Below are 26,329 nucleotides of genomic sequence, written 5' to 3' on the forward strand. Positions count from 1 at the left end.
TGAGGTTAAAAAATGCGTTTAGTCGGGTACACTGTCGGAAATACGAGATGAGAATGACGAATGAAAAAGAAAACATCGCTCAGCGAGGAGGATCAGGCGCTCTTCCGCCAGCTAATGACCGGGACGCGGAAAATCACGCAGGACACGATTGTCCATCGCCCGCAGCGTAAAAAAATCAGCGAAGTACCGGTCAAACGTCTGCTGCAGGAGCAGGCGGATAACAGCCACTATTTTTCAGATGAATTTCAGCCACTGCTCAATACTCAGGGTGCGGTGAAATACGTACGCGAAGACGTCAGCCATTTTGAGCTGAAAAAGTTACGTCGCGGAGATTATTCGCCGGAGCTGTTTCTCGATCTGCACGGTTTAACGCAGATGCAGGCGAAAAAGGAGTTGGGGGCATTGATCGCCGCCTGTCGACGCGAACATGTTTTTTGCGCCTGCGTGATGCATGGCCACGGTAAACATATCCTCAAGCAGCAGACGCCGCTGTGGCTTGCTCAGCATCCACACGTGATGGCGTTTCATCAGGCACCAAAAGAGTACGGCGGAGATGCCGCATTGCTGGTGTTGATTGAAGTGGAAGAGTGGCAGCCGCCAGAGTTGCCCTGACAGAATGGCGGGAAGCACATTGCACCCCGCCATATCGCACGTCACGTCAGATGGCTTTTGCCATCTTCAGGTTGCACGGACTCATTTGCCAGTTGAAGACACCTTTGCCCGTTTCGTCGAGAGAAACATTGGCAATGGCAGATGTCGTGAACATCGGCGGGGTCTCGCCAGGGCACAGCTCAGATACCAGATAGCCAACCAGTGGCAGGTGGGAAATGACCAGCGCGGAAGCGACACCTTCATTGCACAGCGCCTGAAGATAAGCGCTGACAAGGCCGACATCGCCACACGGGGTGAGTTCAGGGAGAACATCCACACTGGATGGCAGGTTCATACACTCCCCTACCACGTCCAGCGTCTGTTCTGCACGCAGGAACGGACTCACCAGAACGCGTTCGATGTCCACTTTTTGACCGTTAAGCCAGTTTGCCATCAGACGAGATTCGTCGCAGCCACAGACGGTCAAAGGACGTACTGAGTCACTGGCGGCATCGAGTGCCGCGTCGCCGTGACGCATGATAAAAACTTGCATATTGCACCGCTTTTGTTAACCAGAATCACCGGCGTTAACTACCCGCGATAAATGCTGCGAGGTAGAAAACCCGATGGTCGGGCATTGTGCCTGATCCATTCGGTGAATGAAACGCTGTTTTTTACCTCAATGGCGTAAGTATAGTCAATCTCTGTTTACAAAATCGCCAGAACAGGTTCATTCACTTCAGGATTTACCCTTCTTTGACCTCAGCTTACGAGGACAGTTTCCCTTGCAGGCCAAAATGTCTGGCCCCGTTCTGCCATCTGCAATAATTCGTCACACGGTGTAAACCGTGGACCATATTGCGAAGCCAGACGTTGCAGGATAGCAACCACTTCACCCGCGCCGAGCGTATCCATGTAACGGAACGGGCCGCCAAGGAACGGCGGGAAACCAATGCCAAATACCGCCCCGATGTCGCCATCGCGCGCGCTCTTGATCACCTGTTCACCAAAGCAGCGCGCCGCTTCATTGAGCATCATCATCACGCAGCGTTCAGCGCACTGAACGGCGGACAGTTTTCCCTTACCGGTGGTCGAAATAAGCCCATAAACCGAAGGGTCGACCTGTTTCTTGCTTTTACGCCCTTTCGCGCCGTAAAGATAGAAACCGCGTTCATTTTTTCTGCCTTTGCGATCGTCCTTCAAAATTGCAGAAACAATGTTTGCAGGCGGGCTAAAACGATCGCCATAAGCCGCCTCCAGTACAGGTATAATTTTAGTGCCGGTGTCTATTCCCACCTCATCCAAAAGTTGGATTGGGCCAACGGGGAAACCAAACTTTACCAGCGCCTCGTCAACGTGCTCGATCTTCTCACCTTCCGTCAGCAGTCGCATGGCTTCATTAATGTAGGGCGCCAGAATGCGGTTGACGTAGAAGCCGGCTTTGTCTGCGACCACGATCGGCGTTTTACCCTGCTTCTTCGCCAGCTTGACTACCGTGGCGATGGTTTGCGGACTGGTGGTTGCGTGTGGAATAACTTCCACCAGCGGCATTTTTTCCACCGGACTAAAGAAGTGCAGCCCAATAACCTGCTCCGGACGCGTGGCTTTCGCCGCGATATCGCCAATCGGTAATGACGACGTATTGGAGGCAAAAATGGTATGCGCGGCGCAATGCTGTTCAACGTCTGCCACCATCTGCTGCTTAAGCGCAAGATCCTCAAACACGGCTTCAATCACCAGATCGCGGTGCGCAAAACCGCTGTAATCCGTTGTGCCGGAGATCATCGCCAGGGTTTTATCGCGCTCGCTTGCCTTGATATGGCGGCGTTTGACCTTTTGATCAAGGTTCTGCCAGCTGTACTGCAGCGCGTGGTTGATCCCCTTAGGATTAATGTCTTTGATGCGTACAGGCAATTTGCCTTTGCTGGTGGTAACAAAAGCGATACCGCCGCCCATGAGTCCTCCACCCAGTACGCCAATGGCACGCAGCGGCGCAGGCGATGCCTCGCTGCCCGGGTCTTTTTTCACGTCCGTGCTGGCGAAGAAGATGCTGCGCAGCGCCTGTGACTGCGGCGTCATCGCCAGTTCGCCAAAGGCTTTGGCCTCCGCGGCATAGCCGCTACTGCTGCCCTGCGACAGCCCGGTTTCGATCACGTCCAGGATCCGCTTTGCCGCCGGATAATTGCCTTTGGTCTTTTGTTCGGTCTTTTTGCCCACCATGTTGAACAGGAGCGTTCTGCCCAGTGGCCCTGCCAGCACGCGCTCGCGAACCGGCAGAGGACGTCTTACCTGACGCCCTTTCAGCGCAAGCTCAACGGCGGCCTCCAGCAAAATGGACTGCGGCACGACGTCATCGACCAGACCGGCCTTCAGCGCCTGACGGGCGCGCAGCTGTTTACCGGTTAAGATCATCTCCAGCGCCGTGCTGACGCCCACCAGGCGCGGCAGTCGTTGCGTTCCGCCGGAGCCTGGCAGCAAGCCCAGCTGCACTTCCGGCAGACCCAGAATGGTTTTCGGATCGTCGGTACATATACGGCAGTGGCACGCCAGCGCAAGCTCCAGCCCACCGCCCAGACACGCCCCGTGGATCGCGGCGATAACCGGGATCGGCAGGCTGTTGATCTCCGCCATCACCTGCTGGCCCTGACGCGCCAGCTCTTCGGCTTCCAGCGCGCTTTGCGCCCGGGCGATCATGTTGATATCGGCCCCGGCGATAAAGTTATCCGGCTTGGCAGAGATAAACACCAGGCCGCGAATGGCTTTGTTCTCGCGGATCTGCTTTAGCATCGCGCGCACCTGAACACCAAATTCGGCCTTCAGGGTATTCATCTTTTCATCCGGCACATCAATAGTGATAACGGCCACGTTATCGAGGCGAACCGTCAGATTAAATGCAAATGGCATATCCATTATTCAGCCTCCAGAACCATTGCTGCGCCAAGGCCGCCCGCCGCACAGGCGGTAACAAGGCCAAACCCGCCGCCACGGCGACGGAGTTCATGTAATGTTTGCGTGATCATTCGCGCGCCGGTGGCGGCAAACGGATGACCATAGGCGATAGAGCCGCCCAGCACGTTGAATTTACTCTGATCCACTTCGCCCGTAGCATGGGCACGGCCCAGCACATCGCGTGCGAAACGCTCGCTTGCCAGCAGCTGGACGTTGGCCAGGGTTTGCGCGGCAAACGCTTCGTGCATATCAATCAGGGTTAAATCCGCCAGCGTCAGCCCCGCGCGATCCAGCGCCAGCGGCGTGGACCATGCCGGACCTAACAGCATGTCCTGCCAGACATCAATGGCGGTGAAGGCATAGCTGCGTAAATAGCCGAGGGGAGTAATGCCCAGCTCCTTCGCACGGGATTCGGTCATCAGGATCACGGCGGCCGCCCCGTCCGTCAGCGGCGTACTGTTCGCCGCCGTCACCGTGCCGTGCTTGCGGTCAAACGCCGGGCGCAGTTTGGCGTAATCTGCCAGCGTCGAGGTGCCGCGAATATTGTTATCTTCCGCGAGCGGTTCCCGGTAGGGGGGAATATAGGCGGTCATGACCTCGTCGGTCAGCTTGCCTTCCGACCAGGCTTTTGCCGCAAGCTGATGTGAACGATGCGCCAGCGCATCCTGCTGTTCACGGGTAATGCCGTAGGTTTTCGCCATCTGCTCGGCGGTATCGCCCATGCGCAGGCCAGTGGAGTATTCCGCTACGGCAGGTGGCACGGGCATCAGATCGCGCAGACGTAAACGCGAGAAGAGTTTGAGTTTCTGACCCGTCGTACGGGCTTTGTTAGCATCGACCAGGATACGCGCCAGCCTTTTACTGACCCCAATCGGCAGTACCGAAGAGGAGTCCGCCCCGCCCGCAATCCCGGCGCGGATAGTCCCCGCCATCAGGCTTTCGGCGACGTTAGCCACGGCCTGGAAACTGGTTGCGCAGGCGCGGCTGACGCTATAGGCATCGGTATGCACGTTCATCCCGGTACCGAGGACGATTTCCCGCGCAATGTTGGGGGCTTCAGGCATCTGCACAACCTGGCCGAAAACCAGCTGTTCGATGACCTCAGGCGGAATTTCGCTGCGAGCCAGCATCTCCCCCACTACCATTTTCCCCAGGTCGACGGCCGGTATGCCATGAAACGCCGTTGCCTGACGCGCAAATGGCGTGCGCAATCCACTGACGATGGCAATGCGATCGCCCTGACGGGTAATAAGCGGTAATGCCTGACTCATAACACTCCCCTGTAAAAAATTTTTGCAAACTCAAAGTGGTCTGACCTGATAATAGTCTTAACCATTTTTTTACATTCAGCCAATCGGGGAAACGAAAAAGTGCGAGCTAAAACACAGAGAAGAAAAAGAAAATGCCCCTGCATGGCAGGGGCATTTGTGCGGTATGTTGCCGGGTGCGCAAGGTAAAAGCAAAACGGTAACCCGTAGGTTACCGTTTTTAATGTTTGCGCCCTCTCCCGTGGGAGAGGGTCGGGGTGAGGGCATCAGGCCGCAGAAATTAACGCAGACCCAGCTGGAAAATCAGCGTTTCTGCTTCGCAGGCGAAGACAAAGTCGATGTCCAGCTTCACGCCACCTTCCACTTCGGTAAAGGTAGACTTGATTTCACAAGGATCGGATTCAACGTCACGCGCACGCTTGCTCAGCGCAGTAAGGGTCTCTTCCGCTTCGGCACGGTTGGTGAATACGCGGCTGTAAGAGGCGGTGCAATCGGTGTTGTCCATGATGGTTCCAACATCCATACAGCAGCAAACCGGGGTTTCATCAGCACTGCATTTACTCATAGCTCAATTTCCTCTGTATTCGCGCAGCGCGCGAGATAAACACGATGCTGCTATTTTACGCCCCGGCGCGGGCTCTCTCCAGCCGTTAATGGCGCAAAATCGGATAAGTGACCAATATCACACTAAAAAATGATCTAAAACAAAAACCACCCTTTTGGGTGAGTCTCGATGGTCACAATTTTGCCAACCAGATCTCGTTTCACGAAACATGTTTGAAAATATTAATAAACAAACTTGCAACATTCCGGCTGGTCAGACCTATACTCTGGCCACTGGTCTGATTTGTCTGTCATACCTCAGACCCTACACTTCGCGCTCCTGTTACGGTATGTAACAATTATTGAATAAAAATAACTCAATGAGGTTATGGTCATGAGCCAGAAAACCCTGTTCAACAAGACTGCGCTGGCAGTCGCAGTGGCACTCGTCTCCACTTCCGCATGGTCAGCGGGCTTTCAGTTAAACGAATTTTCTTCCTCTGGCCTTGGCCGCGCATATTCCGGGGAAGGCGCTATTGCTGATGATGCAGGTAACGCGAGTCGTAACCCTGCATTGATCATGATGTTTGATCGTCCGACCTTCTCTGCTGGTGCGGTTTATATCGATCCTGATGTAAACATTTCCGGTAAGTCGCCTTATACGGGGGCGAGTCTTAAAGCGGACAATATTGCCCCAACAGCATGGATCCCTAACCTGCACTTCGTTGCGCCTATCAATGAACAGTTTGGCTGGGGTGCATCCGTAACGTCTAACTACGGCCTTGCTACCGAGTTCAATAACAACTACCCGGCAGGTGAATACGGCGGTAAAACAGACCTTACCACGCTGAACCTCAACCTGAGCGGTGCGTATCGCCTGAACGATAACTGGAGTTTTGGCCTGGGCTTTGATGCCGTCTACGCCGATGCCAAAATCGAACGTTATTCCGGGGAACAGACTGCTCGCCTGCCAAAAAACAGCAATAAAATTGCCAGCCTTGAAGGTGATGAGTGGGGCTATGGCTGGAACGCCGGTATCCTGTACGAACTGGATAAAAACAACCGCTGGGGTCTGACCTATCGTTCCGAAGTGAAAATTGACTTCGACGGCGATTACAAGAGCGGCATCCTGAAGCCTGTGAACAACCTGGTTCCCGGTGCAGGTACCACCATTCCTTGGGGAACGTCAAACCAGACCGTTCCAGGTTCACTGTCGCTGCATTTGCCAGAAATGTGGGAAGTGTCCGGTTACAACCGCGTTGCACCACAATGGGCTATTCACTATAGCCTGGCCTATACCAGCTGGAGCCAGTTCCAGGAGCTGAAAGCGACCGGAACCAATGGTCAAACGCTGTTCTATAAGGACGAAAGCTTCCACGACGCCTATCGTATTGCGCTGGGTACCACCTACTACTACGATAAAAACTGGACTTTCCGCTCCGGTATCGCATTTGACGACAGCCCGGTTCCGGCAGACAAGCGTTCCATTTCGATTCCGGATCAGGACCGCTTCTGGTTAAGTGCAGGCGCGACATATGCGTTCAACGAGAATGCATCCATCGATGCGGGCGTTTCTTATATGCACGGTCAGAAAGTGACGTTCCAGGAAGGCCCTTACGAGTTTACCTCTGAAGGTAAAGCCTGGCTTTTCGGTACGAACTTCAACTACGCGTTCTAATCGTACTGGAATCAAAAAAGGTGAGCATTGCTCACCTTTTTTATTTACTGTGAATCGATATCTTTTAGTTCGTTTTCGATAGCCTTCGCGTTTGGATTCTCTTCCGGCTTCAGCTTACCGCCGTTGGCGATAAAGTCATGATTCTGGAAGTACGCTTCACGCACCATAATGTACGGGTCAGAAGACTGGCGCAGCAGACCATCAGAGTCGAGCAGTTGCGCACGGGTTTCAATCCCTTCCACCGTCCATTTACCCACAGAAAGCGGCCAGGTCAGCCACGACAGAACCGGATACAGCGTATCGACCATATCGCCGCCGTCATCACGCACGGTGAAGCTGCCATAGAACGGCAGATGAACGTAAGGGCCGTAACCAACGCCATAATGCCCCAGCGTACTACCAAAACGGTGCGGCTGTTCACGCTGCAGTTTCGGGTTCGCCATACCTGCGACATCAATAAAGCCGCCCATCCCCAGAATGGAGTTCAGGAAGAAGCGAGTAAAGTGCACCATCCCCTGATACGGATCGCCCTGCAGGAAATAGTTCACCATTACCGCAGGCTCTTCGAGGTTGCTGGTAAAGTTACTTAATCCGTTACGCGCGGGCTGTGGAACATAATCGCGCCATGCTACTGCCACCGGGCGAACCACATACGGGTCCAGCACGTTGTAGTTGAAGCTATACATTGAGCGGTTAAATCCTTCGAGAGGATCGGAGCGTCCCGTTTGCTCACCGGAGCTGGCGCAGCCCACAAGCATCGTCGCGCCCAGCGCAAGCGCCGACAGCCGAAGTTTCATAAATATCTCCCTGTTCAGTATGGCTATCGTTGATTGCCATCCGTAACGGAGCCGTTGACGCTCCGTCTGTAAACGTGCAAGCGATTGTAACAGCACGTTTACCGATGTCTATGAGCACAATTACGGGCAGTAACCACCGTGACTCTGATCTCAGCATAGCCTGGCTTTTGGAATTCGTTTCGCTGGCAATTTTATAATGTCTTTTGAAAGAGATGTATCACCTTTGTTGCCATTGCCGCCAATTTAAGAGCATCCCCACAGGCATTCCGATAAAAGCCGCTACGCTTAACAAAAAGATCAACCTCCGGGAGCAAATATGAAAGACGTGGGCGAAGAAAAAATTGGCGAGAACAGTGAGGAACTTGAAATTGAAAGCGAGGAGAAAGCGCGCGGCGAGAAGATAGAAATTGATGAAGATCGCCTCCCCTCCCGCGCGATGGCCATCCACGAACATATCCGCCAGGACGGTGAAAAGGAGATGGAGCGCGACGCGATGGCCCTCTTCTGGTCAGCCATCGCTGCCGGGCTCTCAATGGGCGCATCTCTGCTTGCGAAAGGGATATTTCATGTGCAGCTGGAGGGTGTACCCGGCGGATTTTTACTGGAGAACCTCGGCTATACCTTCGGCTTTATTATTGTCATCATGGCCCGCCAGCAGCTGTTTACCGAAAACACGGTGACCGCCGTTCTGCCTGTAATGCAAAACCCCACCCTCGGCAATTTCGGTTTATTGATGCGTCTGTGGAGCGTCGTCCTGCTGGGTAATATCATCGGCACGGGCATCGCGGCCTGGGCGTTTGAACACATGCCGATCTTTGATGAACCCACCCGGGACGCGTTTGTGAAAATTGGCATGGATGTGATGAAAAACACGCCGGTGGAGATGTTCTCGAATGCCATCATCTCCGGCTGGATCATTGCCACAATGGTCTGGATGTTTCCTTCAGCGGGGAGCGCCAAAATTGTGGTGATCATACTGATGACCTGGCTGATTGCGCTCGCGGACACCACGCATATCGTGGTCGGTACCGTTGAAATACTGTATCTGGTCTTCAACGGTACGCTTCACTGGAGCGATTTTTTCTGGCCGTTCGCCCTTCCGACGCTGGCAGGAAACATCTGCGGCGGAACGTTTATCTTCGCGCTGTTAAGCCATGCTCAAATCCGTAACGATATGTCGAACAAACGCAAAGCCGAGCTTAAGGCACGGGAAAATGATGATAAATCGACAAAAAAACCGACCTGAATGGTGACTCTTTGAGCAGTCAGGCGGCGATGCGCTTAACGCACAGTGTAAATAAGGCTATACTCGTGCCGCCTCGTCCCCTTAGTTAAATGGATATAACGAGCCCCTCCTAAGGGCTAGTTGCAGGTTCGATTCCTGCAGGGGACACTTTGACTTCCACGCGTTGTTGAACAAATTCGCCTGTCCACCGCAGAATTCACTGCGACGAAGAATCCCTTTTTATTTGAGCGTAACGCGTTGCCAGCTGTTTAAGACGCAACTCCAGCTGGGTCTTTTCGGCTTCAGGAAGCACACCTCCTGCGGGATGCTGTGACAGGCGTCTGAGTTGTTCTTCAGCCGGTATTGTTTGGTTAAATGACTGTATAGTCGAAAAAACCACCGATTTAAGCTCACTCACCGTGATGTATTTTCCTTTCTGTTCATCCAGACTACTCAGCCGGTGGCTCAGTTGCTGAAGCTTCATCATTCCCTGATTCCAGCTGTTCATGGCTTCAACAGGCAACGCTGCCGCGTTAAATTTTTGCTGCCACTGCACGGCGAGCGGCTTCGCTTCCTCCGGCTGCAATGTCTGAAGTTGTGCTAACAGCTGAAGGCTGTAGGAAATATTCCAGTCAGGAGGCAGCTTCTCCAGTCGGGCAAGCTGCTGCTGCGTTTCTGTGATAAACGTGGACGGTAAAGTGCCTCGCTGTGCTAACGCCTCTTGCTGAGCAGGAGTAAGCACTCCAGGTAACGGCGCCAGCGAGGCAACAGCCTGAGTCGTTAAGGGATCGGGTCTGGACACAAAGCCCCCTCCCCACGCCACGGCGACGCAGACCACCAGCATAGAACACATCCCGGCGACAAAGGGCTTCCATGGTCTGACCGACCCGTGCGCTGTCGTAAGCCCCTCAGCATTAGGCTGGTTTTCCGGCTGCACAACATAGACCCATTTCACTTCGTCAAACGGCTCTGCCCTCTCCAGAGGTAATTCGCGACCGGGCATTATGCTCGCATTCAAATCTGATGCGTCATTACTGTTTTCCAACCGTTCGGCATTTGAACGTATCAACGTTCGTAACGTATCGAACTGGCTAAGGTGTTTGAGCTCAAGGCGCTGGAGCACCGCACTCAGCCGGGTAAGCAACGCTTCAGCACGATAAAGCTCACTAAGATGGCTGTTGTTGAGTGGAAGCATACGCATGCACTGCTGCAGGCGCTGGCTCAGGCTGCTCAGGATTTCCATACGAGCGTGTAGCGTCTTCGGCCAGAAAACGTGCCACTGGTGGCTAATAAGGGCCTCCAGAATCGCCAGCCCTTCGTTCAGACCAGTCAATCCAGACAGGTGAGTCCGGGCAAGGGTGTACCAGGCCGCAGTCTGCAACTCCACACCGTTTTGTTCAAACAGAGAGAGACAGCGTTTTTCGACATATTGCCAGTTCACATCCGGGCGAGCAGGATGCGTCAGCTTGCTGAGCTCATCGCGGAGGGCGGCGTAATCTGGCAGCGTGCGCGGGTCGCCGCCGGTTTTTAACGTTATATTTGTGGTCATCCTGGAGGGCCTGCATATCCGTGTGGTTAATTTCGTCAGTTGATGTGAAGGGCTATTTTGCGTTTAAAAGTGCAATGACTCAGAAATATCGCTATGGCAGCAGCGCTAAAATCAGACCGAAAAATACACCTTCATCAAATAGTTGTCCGGACCGGGATGAGGTATCAGGGGGAGTAAAGATCCAGCCATTTGCTTTCCCCACCCTCATGAACAGACGTCCTTGAGAAATCACCTTGTCCCCGGAATAGAAAGTCACCTCGACACAACCGGCGACGCCCTGTCCATACAGAAAGATCGGCATAAATTTGACCGCCCGGCTGTCATAGCGCAAAACGATACCGGAAATCTCAAAAGCCCCGCCCTCCACCAGCAGATCCGGAACGGATACGGTCAGTGGTTCCACTTTCAGTCCCGTATCCGTCAGCCACGCGTCCATTTGATCCTGAAGCTGGGCCATTCGCTGGCGAAACTCTGCAATATCAGCCTGACTCTTGCTGATAGCAGGAACAGGTGCAGGTTGGCGTGCCTGCAACTTCTGCAGGAACTGTGATTTTACGGACATGATGTTATCGGACCTTATATACGGAGAGTGGTGTCGAGATATTGTTGTTGCCTGAGATGCCTTAACAGGACCCGTCCTTCGGGCATAAATTCAGTCCCGTAGCGCACCAGGCCACTCCCTTTAAGTTCAGCGTCAATGGCATAGCGCAGTTCACCGGGGACGTTCTGTTCCAGCAGGACAACGGTTATTTTTTTCAGGCGTGGTTCATATTTGAGCAGGACGGCAGACAATATGCCCATCAGCTCATGGGCCGTTCCCGGCATGCCCTGCAGGATTTTGGTCATATCCGGCAGGCCGTAGTCAGGCAAATGCGCCAGCGTGCCGGCACGACAGTTGAGGATACGCTGCATGTTATCGAGCACGGACAAAATGACCTGGTTCTGCTCGCTGACCTGATGCAGGTCGAGGCCGCCGGTGAAGTTGCCATAAAGTGTTTCATACAGTGAAGGACGGGATGACTCACTCATCTTTCAGCGCCTGCAGAGTCAGTCGATTGCTGCCCGCATCAATCACCCGGGCCTTCTCCGGATCAAGCTCATCGCGGCTCAATACTACACGCCAGCTGTTGTTCTCCTGGTCAGGTGACATAAACATCCCGGCCACTGCCACGTACTGCGCATCGTTTTCCATTGGCATATCAACCGTTACCGCCCCCCCCGGCTGCAGCCTTATATCTTTCTCCGCCACGAGGTCTGCCTTGACGGCCTGGCTGTCGTCTTTAAACAATGACGGGTAGTCCGTGCTGTCAAAGGTTTTGCGGTCTTTAAGCTGATAAATACGCACCACCGTCGACAGAGCGACACCTCCAGCATTGCTGTTCACGGCTTCACGGGCACGAATATCGAGATGCAGGATCTTCACCTGCTTATAAAAAATCGATTTAGTCACGGCGACAGTGCCGTCCGTAACACTCTGAGTAAGTCCACAGCCAGCCAGCATCAGCGTAATGCCTACAGCCAGCGTAACCAGAGGAAATTTACCAGCGGTAATCGCCATCTTCATCAGTCTCCTTGCGGTGAATGTTTTCCTGTACGCGCTCGTAGCGGCCAAGATTGATGGTTATTGTTTTTGGGTGTGATGTTGTCTTAGCCGCATTCAGCGGTCGCATCACGGCAGTGCGGCCCAGTTGCACTGCACCCGCTTTGGGTTGAGTGCTCATTATCGCGTCCGGCAGCAGTCTACGGTCGACACACAACTGCAGGCGGACATCCAGGCGAGAGCCAAGATAGACGTGCAATAGCGCCATTAGATCCGTGTAAAGCACCCCGCCGGGCAACCAACCCGGTACTTCCACAGGGTCTGTGGTGGTCAGACGCATCAGTACCTGGCTGTTCACATCGGTGGCATAACTGCCCATCACCGGGCGATGCGTCAGTGTGACAGGCTGGCTAACGCTCATTCTCAAAGGTTTCTTCAGCGGTACCCGACGCCTGTCGTGGTGCCAGATTTTCGCCTGCGTATTAGGTGCCAGAAGACGTACCAGTGAAGCCATGCCTTCCGCAGTACGTCCTGGCAACAACATCACCGGCAGCAGCGCCAGAAAGCGTGAGGCAGGCGCCGCTATACTTTCTGTGCAGCCGTCAATCCCAAGCCCAGCCAAACCCAGCAGATACTGTGAAGTTCTGTCCTTACCGCCTTCTTCAAACGTTGCCGGATACGAATATTTACGCCAGATACGGTAGTACTGAGCAATCAGCCGGTGGTTGAAGATATCGAGGAAGTCCGCGTTAGCTTCGTACCCTTCCCGTCGCTGAGCGATGTCATCGATATAGTGCGTCGGCAGCGGAGACTCCACGCCGTAGAGCCCCATAAAGGTGGTACGGATTGTGGGTGGAAGGTGCGGATGTTCCGGTAGCTCTGCTCCTTTGATTTCAGAGGCTGGGAACCCCATCCCCGCATGGGGTCGGAAACGAACCGGCTCATGTCGCACCTGCCAGGTGCTGCCGGTGACCGGTTTATCCGGCTGGCCCTGCTCCAGTAGCTGACAGAAACGGTAAAAATTCATGTACGGCAGCCGGTCGCCCAGTTGCGCTATCAGCCTGGCAGACGCGGACTGTGATTCTCTTTCCACCGGATGCATTTTCCTTCTGGCTGAACAATGAGGGTAAGCTGGTTGAACTGGTTCATATCGGCATACAGCGCAAAGAATCGGTTGAGCATTTCACCGAACAGGTGAATATCACCCTCACCGGTGAAGCCGTTGCTGTCGAGGGTTACCTCGATATCCAGCCCCCGCAGCAGGTAGCCCTGTTCAAAGCGTTGAAGGCGATGATGCTTTACATGCTGAATCGCCTCCAGACGCCGGGTGTTCAGTTCATCTTCCTGCCAGTTATACAGGGCAAGCGTGCCGCGCAGCACTTCGGCGGTACTCATCATGTTCAGGAAACCGGATCCCAGGTGGCTCAGAACCCGCCAGTGGAAGCGGTCTTCAGAAGGCGGATAGACTGGCAGCGTTGGTTTGCAGAGGTTACGTACTGAAAGTTGCGTACTCACCACCTGCTCACAGCGGTCAAGCAGTGTGCTCTGTAATGCCCGGCGTGGTAACTGACCATTGGTGCCGGTGATTTGCAGCGACACGGCCTCACGCTCAAACAGGCGGTCATCTTCCCACTGGTGCCCGCCAAGGATAAGCCAGGTGTCATAGAGCCCAGTCACGCTGCGCTTAACGCGGGTGTGGTAATAACGGGGGGGAGCATAACGGCGCATCATCCCGCCCTTGTGCCTGAAGCTGCTAAACGGAACATACTCCGCGTCATTGGTGCGGTTTGAGCCAGTGACTGAATCCACCGAATAAATCTCGGTATGTCCGTCCTGCAGACGTTTTGGACGCAGCAGGTATTCGTTTTCAAGCCCGGTGATGGTGAGCGGGTCAGCCTCCAGCGTAAACAGGTTAATCACCGGCACGCAGTGGAGGCGAACCGCATCATCAGTGACCGGTAGGTCAGATGACCATGGCGTACTGAACACCACTTCAACATCAAAATACTCAGCCCCCGCTGGCGGCGTTATGCCCTCAAGGCCGTTAAGGTGGACAAACATAAACTTGTCGCGGAAGGTGAAATACTCCAGCAGAAGCTGGTAGCCGCTGAACGCGGTATCGCCTTTCGGCCACAGGCAGTCTTCGTCACGAAAGCCGCCCGGTGAGAAATATCCGTCAAGCCGGATACGGTCAGTTTGACCAGGCAGGCGCATATAGAGTGCGGCCTGCCGTTTGGTCAGCATAAGGTGTAGCTGGCTGCTGACCGGTGCATCCGCCCCTAGATAGAGGCTCAGGTCACTGAGGTCCGCATGGGACCAGTCCGCCTGTGTGCTGCAGGCAAAGCGCATTCGCAGTAACGAGCGCCCGTCCGGCTCAGTGGTCATGGTCACCCGAGAGATATTCAGCGGGTTGAGCATCACATCGCGGGTTGTGCGGTAACGGCAGACCGTATTTTTCGGCCCCACCGGGCGGGAGTACACTTCCAGCCCCGCGGGCATCACCTCTGCCATCTTAACGGTCTGAAGCGCAGGCGTGAACGCGACCACCGAGAGTGACGGAATGGTCCGCAGGTAATGTGGCCAGAGCATACTGACCAGTCCTTCAGTCAGCTCCGGCAGGTCGTCGTCAATCTTTTCGCGCAGCCGCCCCATAGAGAAAGCAAAGCCTTCAAACAGGCGCTCTACATACGGATCGGGTGTGCCGGCTTTATCCAGGTCCAGCATGGCTGCCCGGTCCGGATGGGTCTGGGCAAATTCTTTAGCCGCTTCACGGAGGTAGCGCATTTCCGCGTCGTAATAACGCAGAGTCAAATCTTCCATTTTTTTCTGCTCCTGTGCATTTAACCGCAAAGCACGGCACCACGTGCTGGATCGACAGCGATCAGCCCGGCAAGTAACTTGTCCATTAACGGTGTAAGTCGTGCCTTATCAGCCTCACTGCGGCCGGCTTTCAGGCGCAGGAGTTTCAGATGACGGGCCTGTACCTCGAACAGCAGCTCAGGCTCCCAGTTGCTGAGAGTCACGTCTCTGGCGCGATCACCCAGTTCAGCAAACAGATGCATCGCCAGCTCATTTTTACCGTACTGCTCAGCAATGCGGCCCATCAGCAGACGTAACAGCCACTTCTGGCGATCGGTGGTCACACCCGGGCGCTTCTGTAGCCAGGCCAGCGCAGTATCCGGGCCTTCACTGTCCGCCAGCACCACGGCTTCTGGCTCCAGCGCCAGAATGTCATCATTGCTGGCAGACATCTGAGCGGATGGGGTGTCATTGCCCCACCCGCCAGTTGTGTCCATCACGCTTTGCTGGATCCAGTTCAGCGTTACTTCATCCGCAAATGGCGTTCCGTCACTGAACGCGAGCGTTTCCAGACCGGACAGACGGGTGAGCAACCCTTTCAGGTCAGCGGCAATAATGCCAGCCAGAGTGTCCTGACCTGATTTCGTCAGGGCCTGGTGGATGTACCACTGCAAATCCAGCCAAAGGTGATTAGCACCGCGGGAAAAGGCGCTATCTGCCGTTTCAAGCATCTCTACCCAGTTCTGCTGCAGATAGAGACGTTTAAGTAACGCGCGCTGGTCTGCTCTTGGCGGTTCGATGCGGGTACGGCCCTGCGCATCCGGGGCCGGAATTGCCCGCAGAGTATCGTGACGCAGGCTCTTCATCAGATGGTGTGCGGACAGCCACCCGTCCGGCTGTTCGCGCAGATATTCGGCGAGCGTGCGGGCCTGTGCCAGCAAATCCTGACCGGAGGTGATACGTCCGATGACCGGGGCATCGTAGTGGCTAGCAGTCGCAGGGGTTTCGCAGGCACTGGCGTTCTGCGGCACAACCGCATCCACACCACCCGCTTTCTGCAAGCGGCTTTCAAGAGCACCATACAGCGTATTGAGTTCCGGTCGGATTTCATCCGGCTCATTTTCCGTCAGTTGCTCTATCAACAGCAGTGCCCCGGTGGTACGTATCGCATCGTTCCTGACCACTTCGGGGTACAGGGAAAGAGAGTCAGTCATTCGCGATCCCGCCAGCCATTCCAGTGCCGCCTTACGGCTGCGCTCACGCTGTGGATGCAGTTGTGTACCAAAGCGCTCCAGCAGGCCGCACAGCAGTTCAAGACCTTCAGCGAGCCCCTGCTCACCTTCGCGGTGCAGCTTTGCCCAGCAGTAGTAGGTGGCCACACGGATATCTTTGGCGGTCGTGGTCAGAAGCTTCTCTGCAAGCTGGCAGATAAGTTCGGTATCTGCACCTGAGAGTTTGTTGACCTCCTCGCGCATCTGCTGAAAGTCATCGTCATAACCCGGGTCGTCACCCTGAGGAGATGGACCGGACAGCGGCTGCAGCCAGCTATCCCAGAGCCTAACCCGCTCACGGGTGGTCGCAAGGAGTGGTTCCTGCTCAGTCTGGCAGGCGCGGAGTAAAGCGTTGAGCGTGCTCATCAATATACGTCCTCTGTATCATTGCTTGCGCTGGCGACCTGGTCTGATGCTGCCACGCCTTTCGTGCTGAAGATGGTCTCTGGCAGGCGGAAATTACGCAGTTTCAGCAGCGCCAGAGGACCCTCTCCCGCTTCGGTACGCAGGGTGTAATTGAGTGTTCGACCGTCCTGCGCCGTCCAGCTCAGACTGTAGCTGCTACCCACGCCCGAATAAGCACTGACGGCAGCTTTGTCGAGCAGTCGTATCCAGCCCCAGACGCCTAGAATATCCGCATACTGACGGGTGCCTGCCTGGGTGCTTATCCAGCTCAGGTTCGCACCAGGAGCCTCAGTATCCGCAGGCCAGGTGAAGCGCTTCCAGGCTGGCATCTGGTTAACGTATATCAGCTTCTGGCTGTCGATAATCATGGTGGTCTGCATCACGCCATCGGCAGTACCTGGACGTAGTTCGAAGTTCATCCCTGCATTGCCTTCGGTGAAGGCCACATCGGAGATATGACTCAGGGTGTTAATGGCATTGAGGAACTCTGGGTTAAAGGCCAGCCCCTGCGAGTTGATGCTGTCCGGCACCCAGTGGTTTCCTTCTTTGTGCAGCACGCCTTTGAGACGGGTCTGCAGGAACTGAGCGATACGCCCGGAATCCGCGTTGAGGTATTTGGCCAGCAGCGGCAACGAGACATCACTACTTGAGTTGTTAAACGGATAGCGGCTACCAAAGGCACTGTTCCACTCAGCCACTACCGCCTGCTGCCACTGGGCATTGAGGCTGTTGGCCGCAGGGGTCAGCACCTGCTGCCAGGCCTGCTCCATTGGATTCACAAACACCGTTCGGCCAAAGCCGCTCCACTCCTGCCCCAGACCGGCGGCAATCAGGCTGCCGTAGTCGCGGGTTTCGGTGAGGTCCACAGCTTTACCCTGAAATACGGTCTGGGCAATGGTCTGGGTCATCGCCTGCGGGTCGGCGGCATTGGTCACCTGCTGCAGACGCAGACGCACCTGCGTCACACGTGTCAGATACGACTGCAGACTCTGCTCTTGTGCTCCCGTGCGGCTTTTATCCATCAGTGCCAGGACCGGGCCAAAGGTCGCATCAAGCGGGCCATGAACACCGGCACTTTGGTCAATGGCATCTTTGTTGTCGCCACCCAGCAGATTTTTGGCTGATTTCACCAGTGAATCTGATATCGCTTCGCCTGTCTGTCCGGTACGCCCCTGAACATTCAGAGTGTTCATCAGCGCCACCAGAGGCGACTGACGCACGTCGGCCATCAGGGTCAACTGGTCAATGGAGTCCGACAGCGTGGTGGCCTGGTTCCAGCGCAGGCTGTTGAGGAATTCCAGCCAGGCGCCGCCAAAATCGGCAAAATAACGCTCCGTCAGGCGATTTTTAAGTGCTTCCGGGGAGATTTCATCCTGCTTATTGACCGGACGTTTGCTGTCAGTCAGCACCCAGTCGAGCTCGTCCCGGCGCGCCTTCACCACCTTCTCGATGGCGGGCTGAACGGCCTGCTCCCAGGCCTGACGGGTAAACATGCCAGGTACAATTTCGGTGGTGCTGAACAGGCGGGCAGCATCGGTATCACCTGTCATATCTTCAAGACGCATATCCACATACAGATGTGCCACCTGTGAAAGCATTTTCTGGTACAGAGTCGATTCGCTATTACGCACCCCCATCAGGCGAACCAGCAGGGAACGCGCCTGGCTGACCATGTTTTCATCAGCTCGCAGTTTCCACTCAGCATGTGTGACCAGTTGTGCACCATAAAACGACAGCAGCGACGGGGCCACGCCTAGCCAGATACCGTCCTTCACACCGTCACGCTTCAGCCAGTCCTGAAGCAGCACCGTGCTAAACCAGGCACCATCCATATGCTCAGGACGCGCCAGCATCAGGTAAAGTTTCAGCTGGTCATAGGTCGCTTTTGCCCTCTGCTCGCGCAGCGGGCTATCCGGAGGCAGCGCGTTAAAGGCACTGACCTGCTTCTGCAGATGGTCTGCAGCCGCATCCCGCAACAGCGGCAACGCGCTGTCCTGATAGCGTGGCCAGAGTGCGGCCAGCAGGGCGTTATTCTGGCTCAGCCCGGCCTTTTCATACCACGGCACGCCATGCTCAGAGCGGTACTGCAGACGGGCCATGGTTTTCTGAAGTTCAGACAGCGCGTGCAGGCGCTGCTCCAGCGGCTGATTCTGTAGGGCGGCAAGTGCGGTCTGGGCATTCGCACCTGCAATCTGGCTGCGGTTGGTGACATACGCGATGCCCATCCACATAACCCAGCTCACCATCGTGAGCGCAGCAGCAGATGCCATTACCTTGCGCCATGGAATACCGGGCTTGCGAGGACGCAGCCCGTCAGGAAGCGTCCGGACTGATTCAGGCAGAACATTCCAGCGCTTATCCATGCCCCAGTGGTGCGGCACAGTGCGTTCTGCACCGGCTGAAGGCTGACTGAACACCACACCGGCCAGCGGCAGCGGGCGATACGGATTGAGCATCACCGACAGCGGTGCGGTCACGCTTTCCGGCTCACGAATGAGCTGATCGGCAAGGGACAGCAGGAAGTTATGCCTTACCTTGTCACAGGTCTGCTGCACACCCTGTGAGGTCAATGCCGGCGTCAGTGCCGCGAGTTGGTCAGCCAGCGCTTCCAGACTGCATCCGGCGGGCAGCAGACAACCTGTCGCCTGCACGATGCGGCCTTCCGGCTTACCGGCGCGCGGATGTAGGGACCAGACGTACAGGGGGAGTTTCCAGCCAAGCGCATCCATGCGGTTACTGATGGCATGAGACAGGGAATCCATGATGCTTTCAGAGGGAACCGGTAACGGTTGCTCCAACCCCGGCGCTAAAAGCCTATCAAATGCTGAGGTGACCCACACCATGCCATCCACCGGACGGCGGCGCAGCTTACGCAGTGCGGTCAGCCAGACACTGTCGGCTGGGGTGTTGAGGTCACCGCCCCACAACAGCAACGTGCCGCGATCTTCCTGCCAGAGCTGGGTGGTGAGGCCGGGATTCAGTTGCTCAACTTCAGCCGCCGTACCGGTTATCAGGAGGATGCGCGTTTTGCGTCCCCAGCGACGGCCATAGAGGTTGCGCATAGCAAGGTGGAGAATATTAATCGTTTCACTGCATTTTCCTTGCTCCGCACGCGATATGTGTTCCGTTTGATGACTTTTCCCGGTTAATTCACGAAGCTGTTTCATAAAACTTAAAGAAATAAACCATTGCCACAATCGGACAAATAAATCATCACAGAGTAAAATGAACAAACATAAGCCCGAGACAGCCAGGGAAGCCGCCATTTTTTTCTCTGGAGAACGAAGATAAACAAAGGGATTTTCAGTCCATATCAGTCCACCGCCTATAGCCGCAATGAGCAGTACGACTAGCCAGGTACTGAGGCGTTTTTTCTTTTTCACATCACTATCCTTTGCGTAGCATTATGCAGGGCGGACAATAGCCATTTGGGTAGTTCGAGCGCCAACAAGTAACCACTGAGGCAAACCCGAAGTAACAGCATGTTCGCAAGCGCAAATCAGCGTTATATTGCCCACTGCAGCAGCTGGCCTGCCAAAGGCATCATCCAGAACCTGCTCCCCTTTTTTAGCAGTTAAAAATCCCCACTTGTCCATCATCTGAAGAACAACGGACAGTGCATCGTTTTTCACCTGGGCCCGCCAGAAATACCAGGGTAATCCAGAAGTTACTTTTCCCCAATTTGCAGTATCCGCAACACTATTTTCGGCATCTCCCACAACAACTGGGCGGTGTATCCACGCTTGCGGTTTAATATGCAGCCGCTCCATGCACAAAGGAGAAGCCAGCAATAAAGCGGATACCGATTCCGCCTGTCGATCGCGGGCCAGTAGAAATAAATTGATTTCAACGGAAAGGAGCAGCGTATCATCCTGTTTGTCGAGCCACTCATCTACCCACATCAATCCATTGTTTTCGGTACTGATGGTAATGTCGTTAACAGCATGTAATTCAGGAAAAGCTCTTCGCCAGGTAGTGAAAATTTGCTCATCTTTCAACACGCCATCATGATGAAGGCGAACAACGAAGTTACCGGTGAATTTTGCTATCTCTCCGTGTAACTGCTGGCTAACGCGGGTCAGTACCACATCCAGGAAGGACAGATACTCGGCTTCATTACGTACTTTCGATGCCGTATGGAGTGAGGCCGAAGTCAGCGTGGACTGAAGAGATGGATAATAGTTTGTCTGAAGTGCATTTGATCCCTGCAAAAGTGCTGCAGCAAGTTTGTTACTGGCAACAGGCGTGGTATAGCTCATCCCAAGCACTCCAACGGCTTGCTGCCCCAATAAAACTTGTTCATTATGCTGCTTTTGGTGTAAATGATTCCACCACATCACGCGATCTCGTTCGTTCTCATAGTGCCTTAATCTGGCAATATAACCGGCCATTCCCACCGAGAAAGGAATAAGAAGCGAACAAAACCAGAACCAGGCGGAATGCGTACTCAACCCTTTTGGCCAAAAAGAAAGCACCAATAAGGCTCCCGCAATCAGGATAATAACAATCGCTAGAACCCAGCGAGACTTACTCGGAGGAACGGGTAATGGCTCTGCCTTCGGGATCTGTTTAAGATCAACTGGCATAATTAACGTTTTCCGGCAACAAGTAATGAAGAAATGAGCGTACAACCACAGCCGCAGCGATGGCCATGTAATGCAACAGGTCTGCCATTAATTTTTGAACCTTCATCGCCCTCTGCAATAAACGTTTGACCATGCATAGGGCAGGTTACTTTATCCATCAGACAAGCAACCTCTAACCCCATAAATTTCACACCGGAACTTCCTTCAATTACAGTGCCACCGTGAGTCGTTTTATCATTAATTCGAATTACACCCTGCATAATTATTCCTTTAAACCAGATAATACATAGCCCCGAGTAACACCATCGCGATAAAGATAAGCCAGAGAAATATGGAGCGATATTTATCCACCAAGCTTTTTTTGAGTTCCCAACCTGAGCCATTGACAATACTAAATACAGGACTCTTTATATCTGATGAACTAAATTTATAAGAATACTGTTCTCCAATCGCCCCATCTTTTTTATCCCCCAGGATTTTTCAAAACTAAATTCTTTGCGACTACCCCATTGAACTTGTTTTTTTAAACCCACTGCCTCAATGCTTAGTTCAGTTTCGATATCGGTTGATTTTTCTCTGTAACTCACTCTGTTCTTTGCTTCATTAAAAATCAATGTCAATTTGTATTGCTTCTTCAGGCCATCAACGCCGAATAACTCGATCCATTTCGCATCCACAATCTTCCATGAAGCAACTAGCTTATCTCCTTGCTCAATTACAGAAAACGGAATACCGCCATCCTGATTCAATTCCATAAGTCGACATTTTAATTCCGAAAGAGGAATAACTCGATCACTATTCATATCACCTCCTGTTATTATCGTTATAAATACCTGAAGTGTTTATAAATGAACATTAGTAAAAGTGAGTCAGTCATTCTTTTATTGGGTCAGGTGCATTAACTACACATCGAACCGTAGTGCTAACAGGATAAGGGTTATCTGTAATTCTGAAACCACGGTAAAATGTTAATCCTACATCACCGGTGGGGTCTGGGTTATTACCGCCACGCAATACTTTTCGGTATTGGCCTGTTCGCTCATCCTTAATAACAGGTTTCTCAGGCCCTTGCGGATTTTTTTTGTCGGCTACATTATAATAATTAGGATCATACCAATCCTTCACCCACTCATAACCGTTATCGGCCATGCCATAAAGTCCAAGAGGCGATGGAGGATATGCATTGACGGGAAAATGAACGGATGTGCTATTAATCCCGACCATATCCTCTACAGCCTGGCGATCCACATCCGTAGCATAATTTACTCCCTTCCCATTTTTTTTATTTTCTCGCCACACACCATCATCAGTTGCTACAAGAATATACTGACCACGGCTACGAGCAGAATATTCCCACTGAGCTTCAGTCGGGAGTGAAAAGGGTAAACCAGTTACCCTTCCCAACCAAACACAGTAATTATTGGCTTCAGTCCAATTCACTATGGCTGGACTATTTTTGAAATGATTCATTTCTGCCAATGTAGCATTCTTCCATTTTTTGTCGAATATTTGGGCAGGCAGATTATTAATTTTGAGGTAGAACTTATAGTCCTCATGGGTAACTTTAAATTTACTTATGGAAAAACTGCTCAATTCAATTTCATGAAGTGGTTTAGTATCTTTTTCTGAAGAGCAGTATGGGCCGTCTCCCCTCATTTTCTTGCAGAAATCGCCCATCCAGAAAGTCCCTCCTTTTACATAGACTAAATCCGCTTTAACACGGCTTAGATAGCGCTGAATCTCTGCTTGTTCTTGCGGGGTATGTTTTATTGAGTTCGTTGAATCATCACAACCGCAAATAATAAGAACCAATAAAATACTCCATTGCTTTTTTATATTTTTCAATTTACAGGCTCCGCATTATTAACCACGCATCGGACTGTTGTGCCATCAGGGTAATCACTATCTGGAATATTATAACCGCGGAAAAAAGTCAGACCAACATCGCCAGTAGGATCCGGATGATCTCCTCCGCGCCGCACCTTCCAGTACTGCCCGGTATCCTCATCTTTAACAACAGGTTTTTCTGGCCCCAGAGGATCTTTCCTTGGGGAGTGTTGATAATATTCAGGGTCATACCAATCCTTAACCCATTCATAACCATTATCTGCCATGCCATATAAACCGAATGAAGTTGGTGGATACTTATCAACTGGAAAAAACACAAGCAAACCATTTACCCCAAACCGTTCTTCAACTTTATTTCGGTCTTCATCAGTTGCATAGTTTTCTCCTTCTCCATTTTTCTCATTTTCTCGCCAAACCCCATCATCCGTTGCCACTAAAATATTCCTTCCACGGCTACGTGCGGCATATTCCCATTGGGCTTCAGTGGGGAGGGAAAAGGGTAATCCAGTTTCATATTTCAACCAATTACAGTAGTTATTTGCTTCATTCCAGGTTACTATAGCAGGACTATTATTAAAGTGCGTCATTTCAGCTAATATATCATTCCTCCATTTTTTTTCGAAACGCTTCTCTGGCAAACCTGCCATTTTTAGATAAAAATTATAGTCTTCATGTGTGATTTTAAATTTACCTATCGAATAACTACTGAGTTCTACTTCATGAAGTGGTTTTGTGTCTTTCTCTGGTGAGCAGTAGGGACCACCATCCCTCATTTTCTTGCAGAAATCGCCCATCCAGAAGGTACCCCCATGGACATAGACTAAATCCGCTTTAACACGGCTTAGATAGCGCTGAATCTCTGCTTTCTCTTGCGGTGTATGCTTTATTGCACTCGCTGAATTATCACAACCACTGACAAAAACCATTAAAATGAGACTATATTTACCCAGACGATTTTTTGACATTATTCATTTCTCTCCCATTTTTGGTTATACTGGGTATCTACAGGCACAAAATGACATAACGAGGAATAAAACGGGTTTTCGTCACAGTGTAAAAAATACTGTTTCGAACAGTTCGGTGAGAATGCATATCCGTAGGCAGGGCTATTTTTCAGGCGACTCATGACTTCATCAAAATCCCTCAGGTTTAACTTATCAATAATAGCCTCGAGTTCTTTATCCCGGTTGAATCCTATCTGTAAGAATATTGCTAAATCTTCCTGAGCTAGCTTGACGATTGCCTCTTCCTTGCCAGGGCGGACGCTTCCATCTTTTGTTATGCGTGTCAACACCTTCTTCCATTCCCGCTTCGTCTGAATGCTGGACAAAATATGTAATACAGCTTTCTTTCTATTTTTATTGGGGTCAGGTAAAAAACCATCCCCCTGATTATTGATATCTATACGGTCATATGCACCGTCACCCATAAGGATATATAGAGCAATACCCTTTGCCTCAGGAGAAAATAGATACACACTGCCAGGCTTAGCATTAATCACGTTCGCAAAATCATTACGCTCTGTTGATCTACGCTTGGCATCAGTTAGCTGCGTTGATATTTTATCAATAAAATCATTAAAATCCGACTTTATATCTTCAAATTCAGCAGAAATACTCTTATAATATTCCTCATAAATAGCTCGCCCCCCCATAATCAAAACATAAGATAACGCCATAAACGCTTCTTTAGTAATTATAGTCAAATGCTTATAATCAATGCCATATAACTGATAAATAACCCAGATAGCAAACTCAGGAAACAGTTCAGGCGTAATTTCACCTTCTACCTCGCCTTTCGCACCTGCGCCCAGACAGAGGCTACCTTTAATATGGAATCTGAACTTACCTTTTACGAAACGGACTTTAAATTCACCACTCAAACCTATGCCTAACTCCGCATCGCCCCCAAGAGTTAGCGAAGCGAAATCCTGAAATTCCCCCAGATACGCTCCTTTTTTCTTCTCTGACTGACTAATGGGAGGAAGAATTTCTTTTAGCGCCGGAGAATCCAGCCCAAAGGTATGCAACATATTCGGGAGTTCGTCAACCAGCGAATCGAAAGGCTTTAACCATTGCAAAGCCCCCCCCATGCTACCACCGACTTTTGCGCCACCAAAGGCTTCCCCTTTAAGTTCCAACCCTTTTGGGTTCTCTTTGCTGTCTTTAATTGTTACGCCTTCTTTTTTTCGGGTAGCGAAACGCGAACCAGGCGTTCGGTTTCCCATCAGCAACTGCTTATTACCAAACGTAACAAACTGCAGGTTGCCTTCCGCCTGCGCCGAGGCGCCTACATACCCCCTCAACTCCCCCTCAATCTTTGCTCTCAAAATCCCAATTTTCGCTTCCTTGGTATCACTTACCATAAATTTTAGTTCCCAGCCGACCCGATCTGGAACATAAATAGTTGAATTCACTTTGCCGCAAAAGACGGTCAAAGCCGCTTTCGCCTCGCCTTTAATATGTACATTCCCCGTATCCGGGTTCCAGGTATTCAACGTTGAGGCATTAGCCGTAAGCCTCAAGAATTGCGCGCCAGCAGAAACATCAATATAATTACCGTCTTTACTATATTCTTTATATTGATTATTCCATGCATTAGCCCATTCAGTCAGCGTAGCTTCATAGCTAATATCTCCACTGACCGTCATGGTGTTATCCATCATCTGCTTGATGGCATTTTGTGCAGCAACTAGCTTAGTTTTTAACGCACCGATATTGATTCCGGTAATATTGCCTTTATCATCCTTAGTAAAGATCGCATCACCGCTGAATGTATCAACCGAAAGAATAGTAAATTTGCTTTTAAGCGCGTCATAATCAGACTGTTTTATATAAGAGTAGCAACGTCCAAACATTCCTTTATTTAAGGGTTGAACAGGAATCATCTCAATCACGGGTTTATAACCCGTACTCTCATCAAATTCACCTAGTTCAGCCTGAAGATTTTTCGTTGCTTTGTCGAGAGCAGCTTCAGCCGTAGTGATCTTATCCTCATATCCAGGCAATTTATCTTTATTCGCAATATCTTTCAGATTATTACCATAATCCTCTATTGCCTGAGAATAATTGATCTTGGCCTTATGTTGTTTATCTATTACCTCGCTAAGCTTGCTCATCAGTTTTTCAAGCTCCGCGGCATCGCCCTCATCAATAAAAATTAACTCAAGCGTCTCTATGCGAAAATAACACTGACATGACTTGTGCAGAACAACTTTAACATTTTTTTCGACTTTACTTAAAGAATGTTCCGCAACGGGTGTTCCTTGTTTGTTCACTAT

The 26,329-nt window shown here is 52.0% G+C and carries 22 protein-coding genes and 1 tRNA gene; 4 read left to right on the top strand and 19 right to left on the bottom strand.

Annotation, left to right across the window (positions count from 1 at the left end):
* Positions 1-60 precede the first annotated feature (60 nt).
* Positions 61-612 (top strand): endonuclease SmrB, encoded by a 552-nt coding sequence (gene smrB / locus BM007_RS17115; protein ID WP_090419987.1) that lies wholly within the window; start codon positions 61-63, stop codon positions 610-612.
* A gap of 46 nt (positions 613-658) precedes the next feature.
* On the opposite strand, the gene sixA is transcribed toward smrB, so the two are convergent.
* The 4 genes from sixA to BM007_RS17135 all read right to left on the bottom strand — a co-directional run bounded on the left by sixA (position 659) and on the right by BM007_RS17135 (position 5,373).
* Positions 659-1,144 (bottom strand): phosphohistidine phosphatase SixA, encoded by a 486-nt coding sequence (sixA, locus tag BM007_RS17120; RefSeq protein ID WP_024907662.1) that lies wholly within the window; start codon positions 1,142-1,144, stop codon positions 659-661.
* A gap of 209 nt (positions 1,145-1,353) precedes the next feature.
* Positions 1,354-3,501: a fatty acid oxidation complex subunit alpha FadJ gene (gene fadJ, locus BM007_RS17125; RefSeq protein WP_090419990.1), complete on the bottom strand. Its 2,148-nt coding sequence runs from the start codon at positions 3,499-3,501 to the stop codon at positions 1,354-1,356.
* Positions 3,501-4,811 (bottom strand): acetyl-CoA C-acyltransferase FadI, encoded by a 1,311-nt coding sequence (gene fadI, locus BM007_RS17130; protein ID WP_090419992.1) that lies wholly within the window; start codon positions 4,809-4,811, stop codon positions 3,501-3,503. Before fadI ends, fadJ begins: the two co-directional genes overlap by 1 nt.
* Positions 4,812-5,088: 277 nt before the next feature.
* A complete protein-coding gene (locus BM007_RS17135) occupies positions 5,089-5,373 on the bottom strand; it encodes a YfcZ/YiiS family protein (protein ID WP_024907659.1) in 285 nt (94 codons plus the stop codon).
* A 372-nt stretch (positions 5,374-5,745) separates the two neighbouring features.
* Here BM007_RS17135 and fadL point away from each other — a divergent pair, with 372 nt between their 5' ends.
* Positions 5,746-7,029 carry a long-chain fatty acid transporter FadL gene (gene fadL, locus BM007_RS17140; RefSeq protein WP_024907658.1) on the top strand — a complete coding sequence of 428 codons (1,284 nt, stop codon included), beginning with the start codon at positions 5,746-5,748 and terminating at the stop codon, positions 7,027-7,029.
* 44 nt (positions 7,030-7,073) lie between these two features.
* Here the strand turns inward: fadL and mlaA are convergent, their stop codons facing one another.
* Positions 7,074-7,826, bottom strand: a complete 753-nt coding sequence (gene mlaA, locus BM007_RS17145) for a phospholipid-binding lipoprotein MlaA (RefSeq protein ID WP_024907657.1) — start codon at positions 7,824-7,826, stop codon at positions 7,074-7,076.
* 316 nt (positions 7,827-8,142) lie between these two features.
* On the opposite strand from mlaA, the gene BM007_RS17150 reads away from it, so the two are divergent.
* Positions 8,143-9,072, top strand: a complete 930-nt coding sequence (locus BM007_RS17150; protein WP_032646643.1) for a formate/nitrite transporter family protein — start codon at positions 8,143-8,145, stop codon at positions 9,070-9,072.
* A 75-nt stretch (positions 9,073-9,147) separates the two neighbouring features.
* A tRNA-Arg gene (locus BM007_RS17155) sits at positions 9,148-9,219 on the top strand.
* Positions 9,220-9,268: 49 nt separating this feature from the next.
* Here BM007_RS17155 and BM007_RS17160 read toward each other — a convergent pair.
* From BM007_RS17160 to BM007_RS17225, 14 genes are all read right to left on the bottom strand, one after another.
* A complete protein-coding gene (locus BM007_RS17160) occupies positions 9,269-10,600 on the bottom strand; it encodes a VasL domain-containing protein (protein ID WP_090419995.1) in 1,332 nt (443 codons plus the stop codon).
* A 91-nt stretch (positions 10,601-10,691) separates the two neighbouring features.
* Complete coding sequence (locus BM007_RS17165; RefSeq protein WP_090420000.1) at positions 10,692-11,162, bottom strand: hypothetical protein; 471 nt, start codon at positions 11,160-11,162, stop codon at positions 10,692-10,694.
* A gap of 14 nt (positions 11,163-11,176) precedes the next feature.
* Entirely contained in the window at positions 11,177-11,629 is a 453-nt protein-coding gene (gene tssE, locus BM007_RS17170) for a type VI secretion system baseplate subunit TssE (RefSeq protein WP_090420003.1), read from the bottom strand.
* On the bottom strand, positions 11,622-12,158 hold the full coding sequence (tssJ, locus tag BM007_RS17175; RefSeq protein WP_175557810.1) for a type VI secretion system lipoprotein TssJ: 537 nt from the start codon (positions 12,156-12,158) through the stop codon (positions 11,622-11,624). The genes tssE and tssJ overlap by 8 nt, the downstream gene beginning before the upstream one ends.
* A complete protein-coding gene (gene tssG / locus BM007_RS17180; RefSeq protein WP_090420010.1) occupies positions 12,139-13,242 on the bottom strand; it encodes a type VI secretion system baseplate subunit TssG in 1,104 nt (367 codons plus the stop codon). The genes tssJ and tssG overlap by 20 nt, the downstream gene beginning before the upstream one ends.
* Entirely contained in the window at positions 13,197-14,960 is a 1,764-nt protein-coding gene (gene tssF / locus BM007_RS17185) for a type VI secretion system baseplate subunit TssF (RefSeq protein ID WP_024907650.1), read from the bottom strand. The genes tssG and tssF overlap by 46 nt, the downstream gene beginning before the upstream one ends.
* 20 nt (positions 14,961-14,980) lie before the next feature.
* Positions 14,981-16,576 (bottom strand): type VI secretion system protein TssA, encoded by a 1,596-nt coding sequence (tssA, locus tag BM007_RS17190; protein ID WP_024907649.1) that lies wholly within the window; start codon positions 16,574-16,576, stop codon positions 14,981-14,983.
* Positions 16,576-19,782, bottom strand: coding sequence for an ImcF-related family protein (locus BM007_RS17195; protein WP_254780654.1), 3,207 nt, complete (start codon positions 19,780-19,782; stop codon positions 16,576-16,578). Before BM007_RS17195 ends, tssA begins: the two co-directional genes overlap by 1 nt.
* 237 nt (positions 19,783-20,019) lie before the next feature.
* On the bottom strand, positions 20,020-21,201 hold the full coding sequence (locus BM007_RS17200) for a hypothetical protein (protein ID WP_061714699.1): 1,182 nt from the start codon (positions 21,199-21,201) through the stop codon (positions 20,020-20,022).
* 2 nt (positions 21,202-21,203) lie between these two features.
* Positions 21,204-21,461 (bottom strand): PAAR domain-containing protein, encoded by a 258-nt coding sequence (locus BM007_RS17205; RefSeq protein WP_071994475.1) that lies wholly within the window; start codon positions 21,459-21,461, stop codon positions 21,204-21,206.
* A 147-nt stretch (positions 21,462-21,608) separates the two neighbouring features.
* On the bottom strand, positions 21,609-22,004 hold the full coding sequence (locus BM007_RS17210; RefSeq protein ID WP_024907646.1) for a hypothetical protein: 396 nt from the start codon (positions 22,002-22,004) through the stop codon (positions 21,609-21,611).
* Between the two features lie 70 nt (positions 22,005-22,074).
* Positions 22,075-23,046, bottom strand: coding sequence for a formylglycine-generating enzyme family protein (locus BM007_RS17215; protein WP_228117548.1), 972 nt, complete (start codon positions 23,044-23,046; stop codon positions 22,075-22,077).
* Positions 23,043-24,014 carry a formylglycine-generating enzyme family protein gene (locus BM007_RS17220; RefSeq protein WP_090420016.1) on the bottom strand — a complete coding sequence of 324 codons (972 nt, stop codon included), beginning with the start codon at positions 24,012-24,014 and terminating at the stop codon, positions 23,043-23,045. The genes BM007_RS17215 and BM007_RS17220 overlap by 4 nt, the downstream gene beginning before the upstream one ends.
* Positions 24,014-26,326 carry a hypothetical protein gene (locus BM007_RS17225; RefSeq protein WP_024907643.1) on the bottom strand — a complete coding sequence of 771 codons (2,313 nt, stop codon included), beginning with the start codon at positions 26,324-26,326 and terminating at the stop codon, positions 24,014-24,016. The genes BM007_RS17220 and BM007_RS17225 overlap by 1 nt, the downstream gene beginning before the upstream one ends.
* Positions 26,327-26,329 lie beyond the last annotated feature (3 nt).

Origin of the sequence: Enterobacter sp. NFIX59 (genome assembly GCF_900113755.1) — a bacterium.
Lineage (GTDB): Bacteria > Pseudomonadota > Gammaproteobacteria > Enterobacterales > Enterobacteriaceae > Enterobacter > Enterobacter pseudoroggenkampii.

Coding starts and splice junctions, on each gene's coding strand:
- BM007_RS17210 (WP_024907646.1), bottom strand. CDS start 22,004: ATGAATAGTGATCGAGTTATTCCTCTTTCGGAATTAAAATGTCGACTT.
- tssF (WP_024907650.1), bottom strand. CDS start 14,960: ATGGAAGATTTGACTCTGCGTTATTACGACGCGGAAATGCGCTACCTC.
- BM007_RS17195 (WP_254780654.1), bottom strand. CDS start 19,782: ATGAAACAGCTTCGTGAATTAACCGGGAAAAGTCATCAAACGGAACAC.
- tssJ (WP_175557810.1), bottom strand. CDS start 12,158: ATGGCGATTACCGCTGGTAAATTTCCTCTGGTTACGCTGGCTGTAGGC.
- BM007_RS17160 (WP_090419995.1), bottom strand. CDS start 10,600: ATGACCACAAATATAACGTTAAAAACCGGCGGCGACCCGCGCACGCTG.
- fadL (WP_024907658.1), top strand. CDS start 5,746: ATGAGCCAGAAAACCCTGTTCAACAAGACTGCGCTGGCAGTCGCAGTG.
- smrB (WP_090419987.1), top strand. CDS start 61: ATGAAAAAGAAAACATCGCTCAGCGAGGAGGATCAGGCGCTCTTCCGC.
- tssG (WP_090420010.1), bottom strand. CDS start 13,242: ATGCATCCGGTGGAAAGAGAATCACAGTCCGCGTCTGCCAGGCTGATA.
- mlaA (WP_024907657.1), bottom strand. CDS start 7,826: ATGAAACTTCGGCTGTCGGCGCTTGCGCTGGGCGCGACGATGCTTGTG.
- BM007_RS17205 (WP_071994475.1), bottom strand. CDS start 21,461: ATGCAGGGTGTAATTCGAATTAATGATAAAACGACTCACGGTGGCACT.
- BM007_RS17135 (WP_024907659.1), bottom strand. CDS start 5,373: ATGAGTAAATGCAGTGCTGATGAAACCCCGGTTTGCTGCTGTATGGAT.
- fadI (WP_090419992.1), bottom strand. CDS start 4,811: ATGAGTCAGGCATTACCGCTTATTACCCGTCAGGGCGATCGCATTGCC.
- sixA (WP_024907662.1), bottom strand. CDS start 1,144: ATGCAAGTTTTTATCATGCGTCACGGCGACGCGGCACTCGATGCCGCC.
- BM007_RS17220 (WP_090420016.1), bottom strand. CDS start 24,014: ATGTCAAAAAATCGTCTGGGTAAATATAGTCTCATTTTAATGGTTTTT.
- tssA (WP_024907649.1), bottom strand. CDS start 16,576: ATGAGCACGCTCAACGCTTTACTCCGCGCCTGCCAGACTGAGCAGGAA.
- fadJ (WP_090419990.1), bottom strand. CDS start 3,501: ATGGATATGCCATTTGCATTTAATCTGACGGTTCGCCTCGATAACGTG.
- BM007_RS17200 (WP_061714699.1), bottom strand. CDS start 21,201: ATGCCAGTTGATCTTAAACAGATCCCGAAGGCAGAGCCATTACCCGTT.
- tssE (WP_090420003.1), bottom strand. CDS start 11,629: ATGAGTGAGTCATCCCGTCCTTCACTGTATGAAACACTTTATGGCAAC.
- BM007_RS17165 (WP_090420000.1), bottom strand. CDS start 11,162: ATGTCCGTAAAATCACAGTTCCTGCAGAAGTTGCAGGCACGCCAACCT.
- BM007_RS17150 (WP_032646643.1), top strand. CDS start 8,143: ATGAAAGACGTGGGCGAAGAAAAAATTGGCGAGAACAGTGAGGAACTT.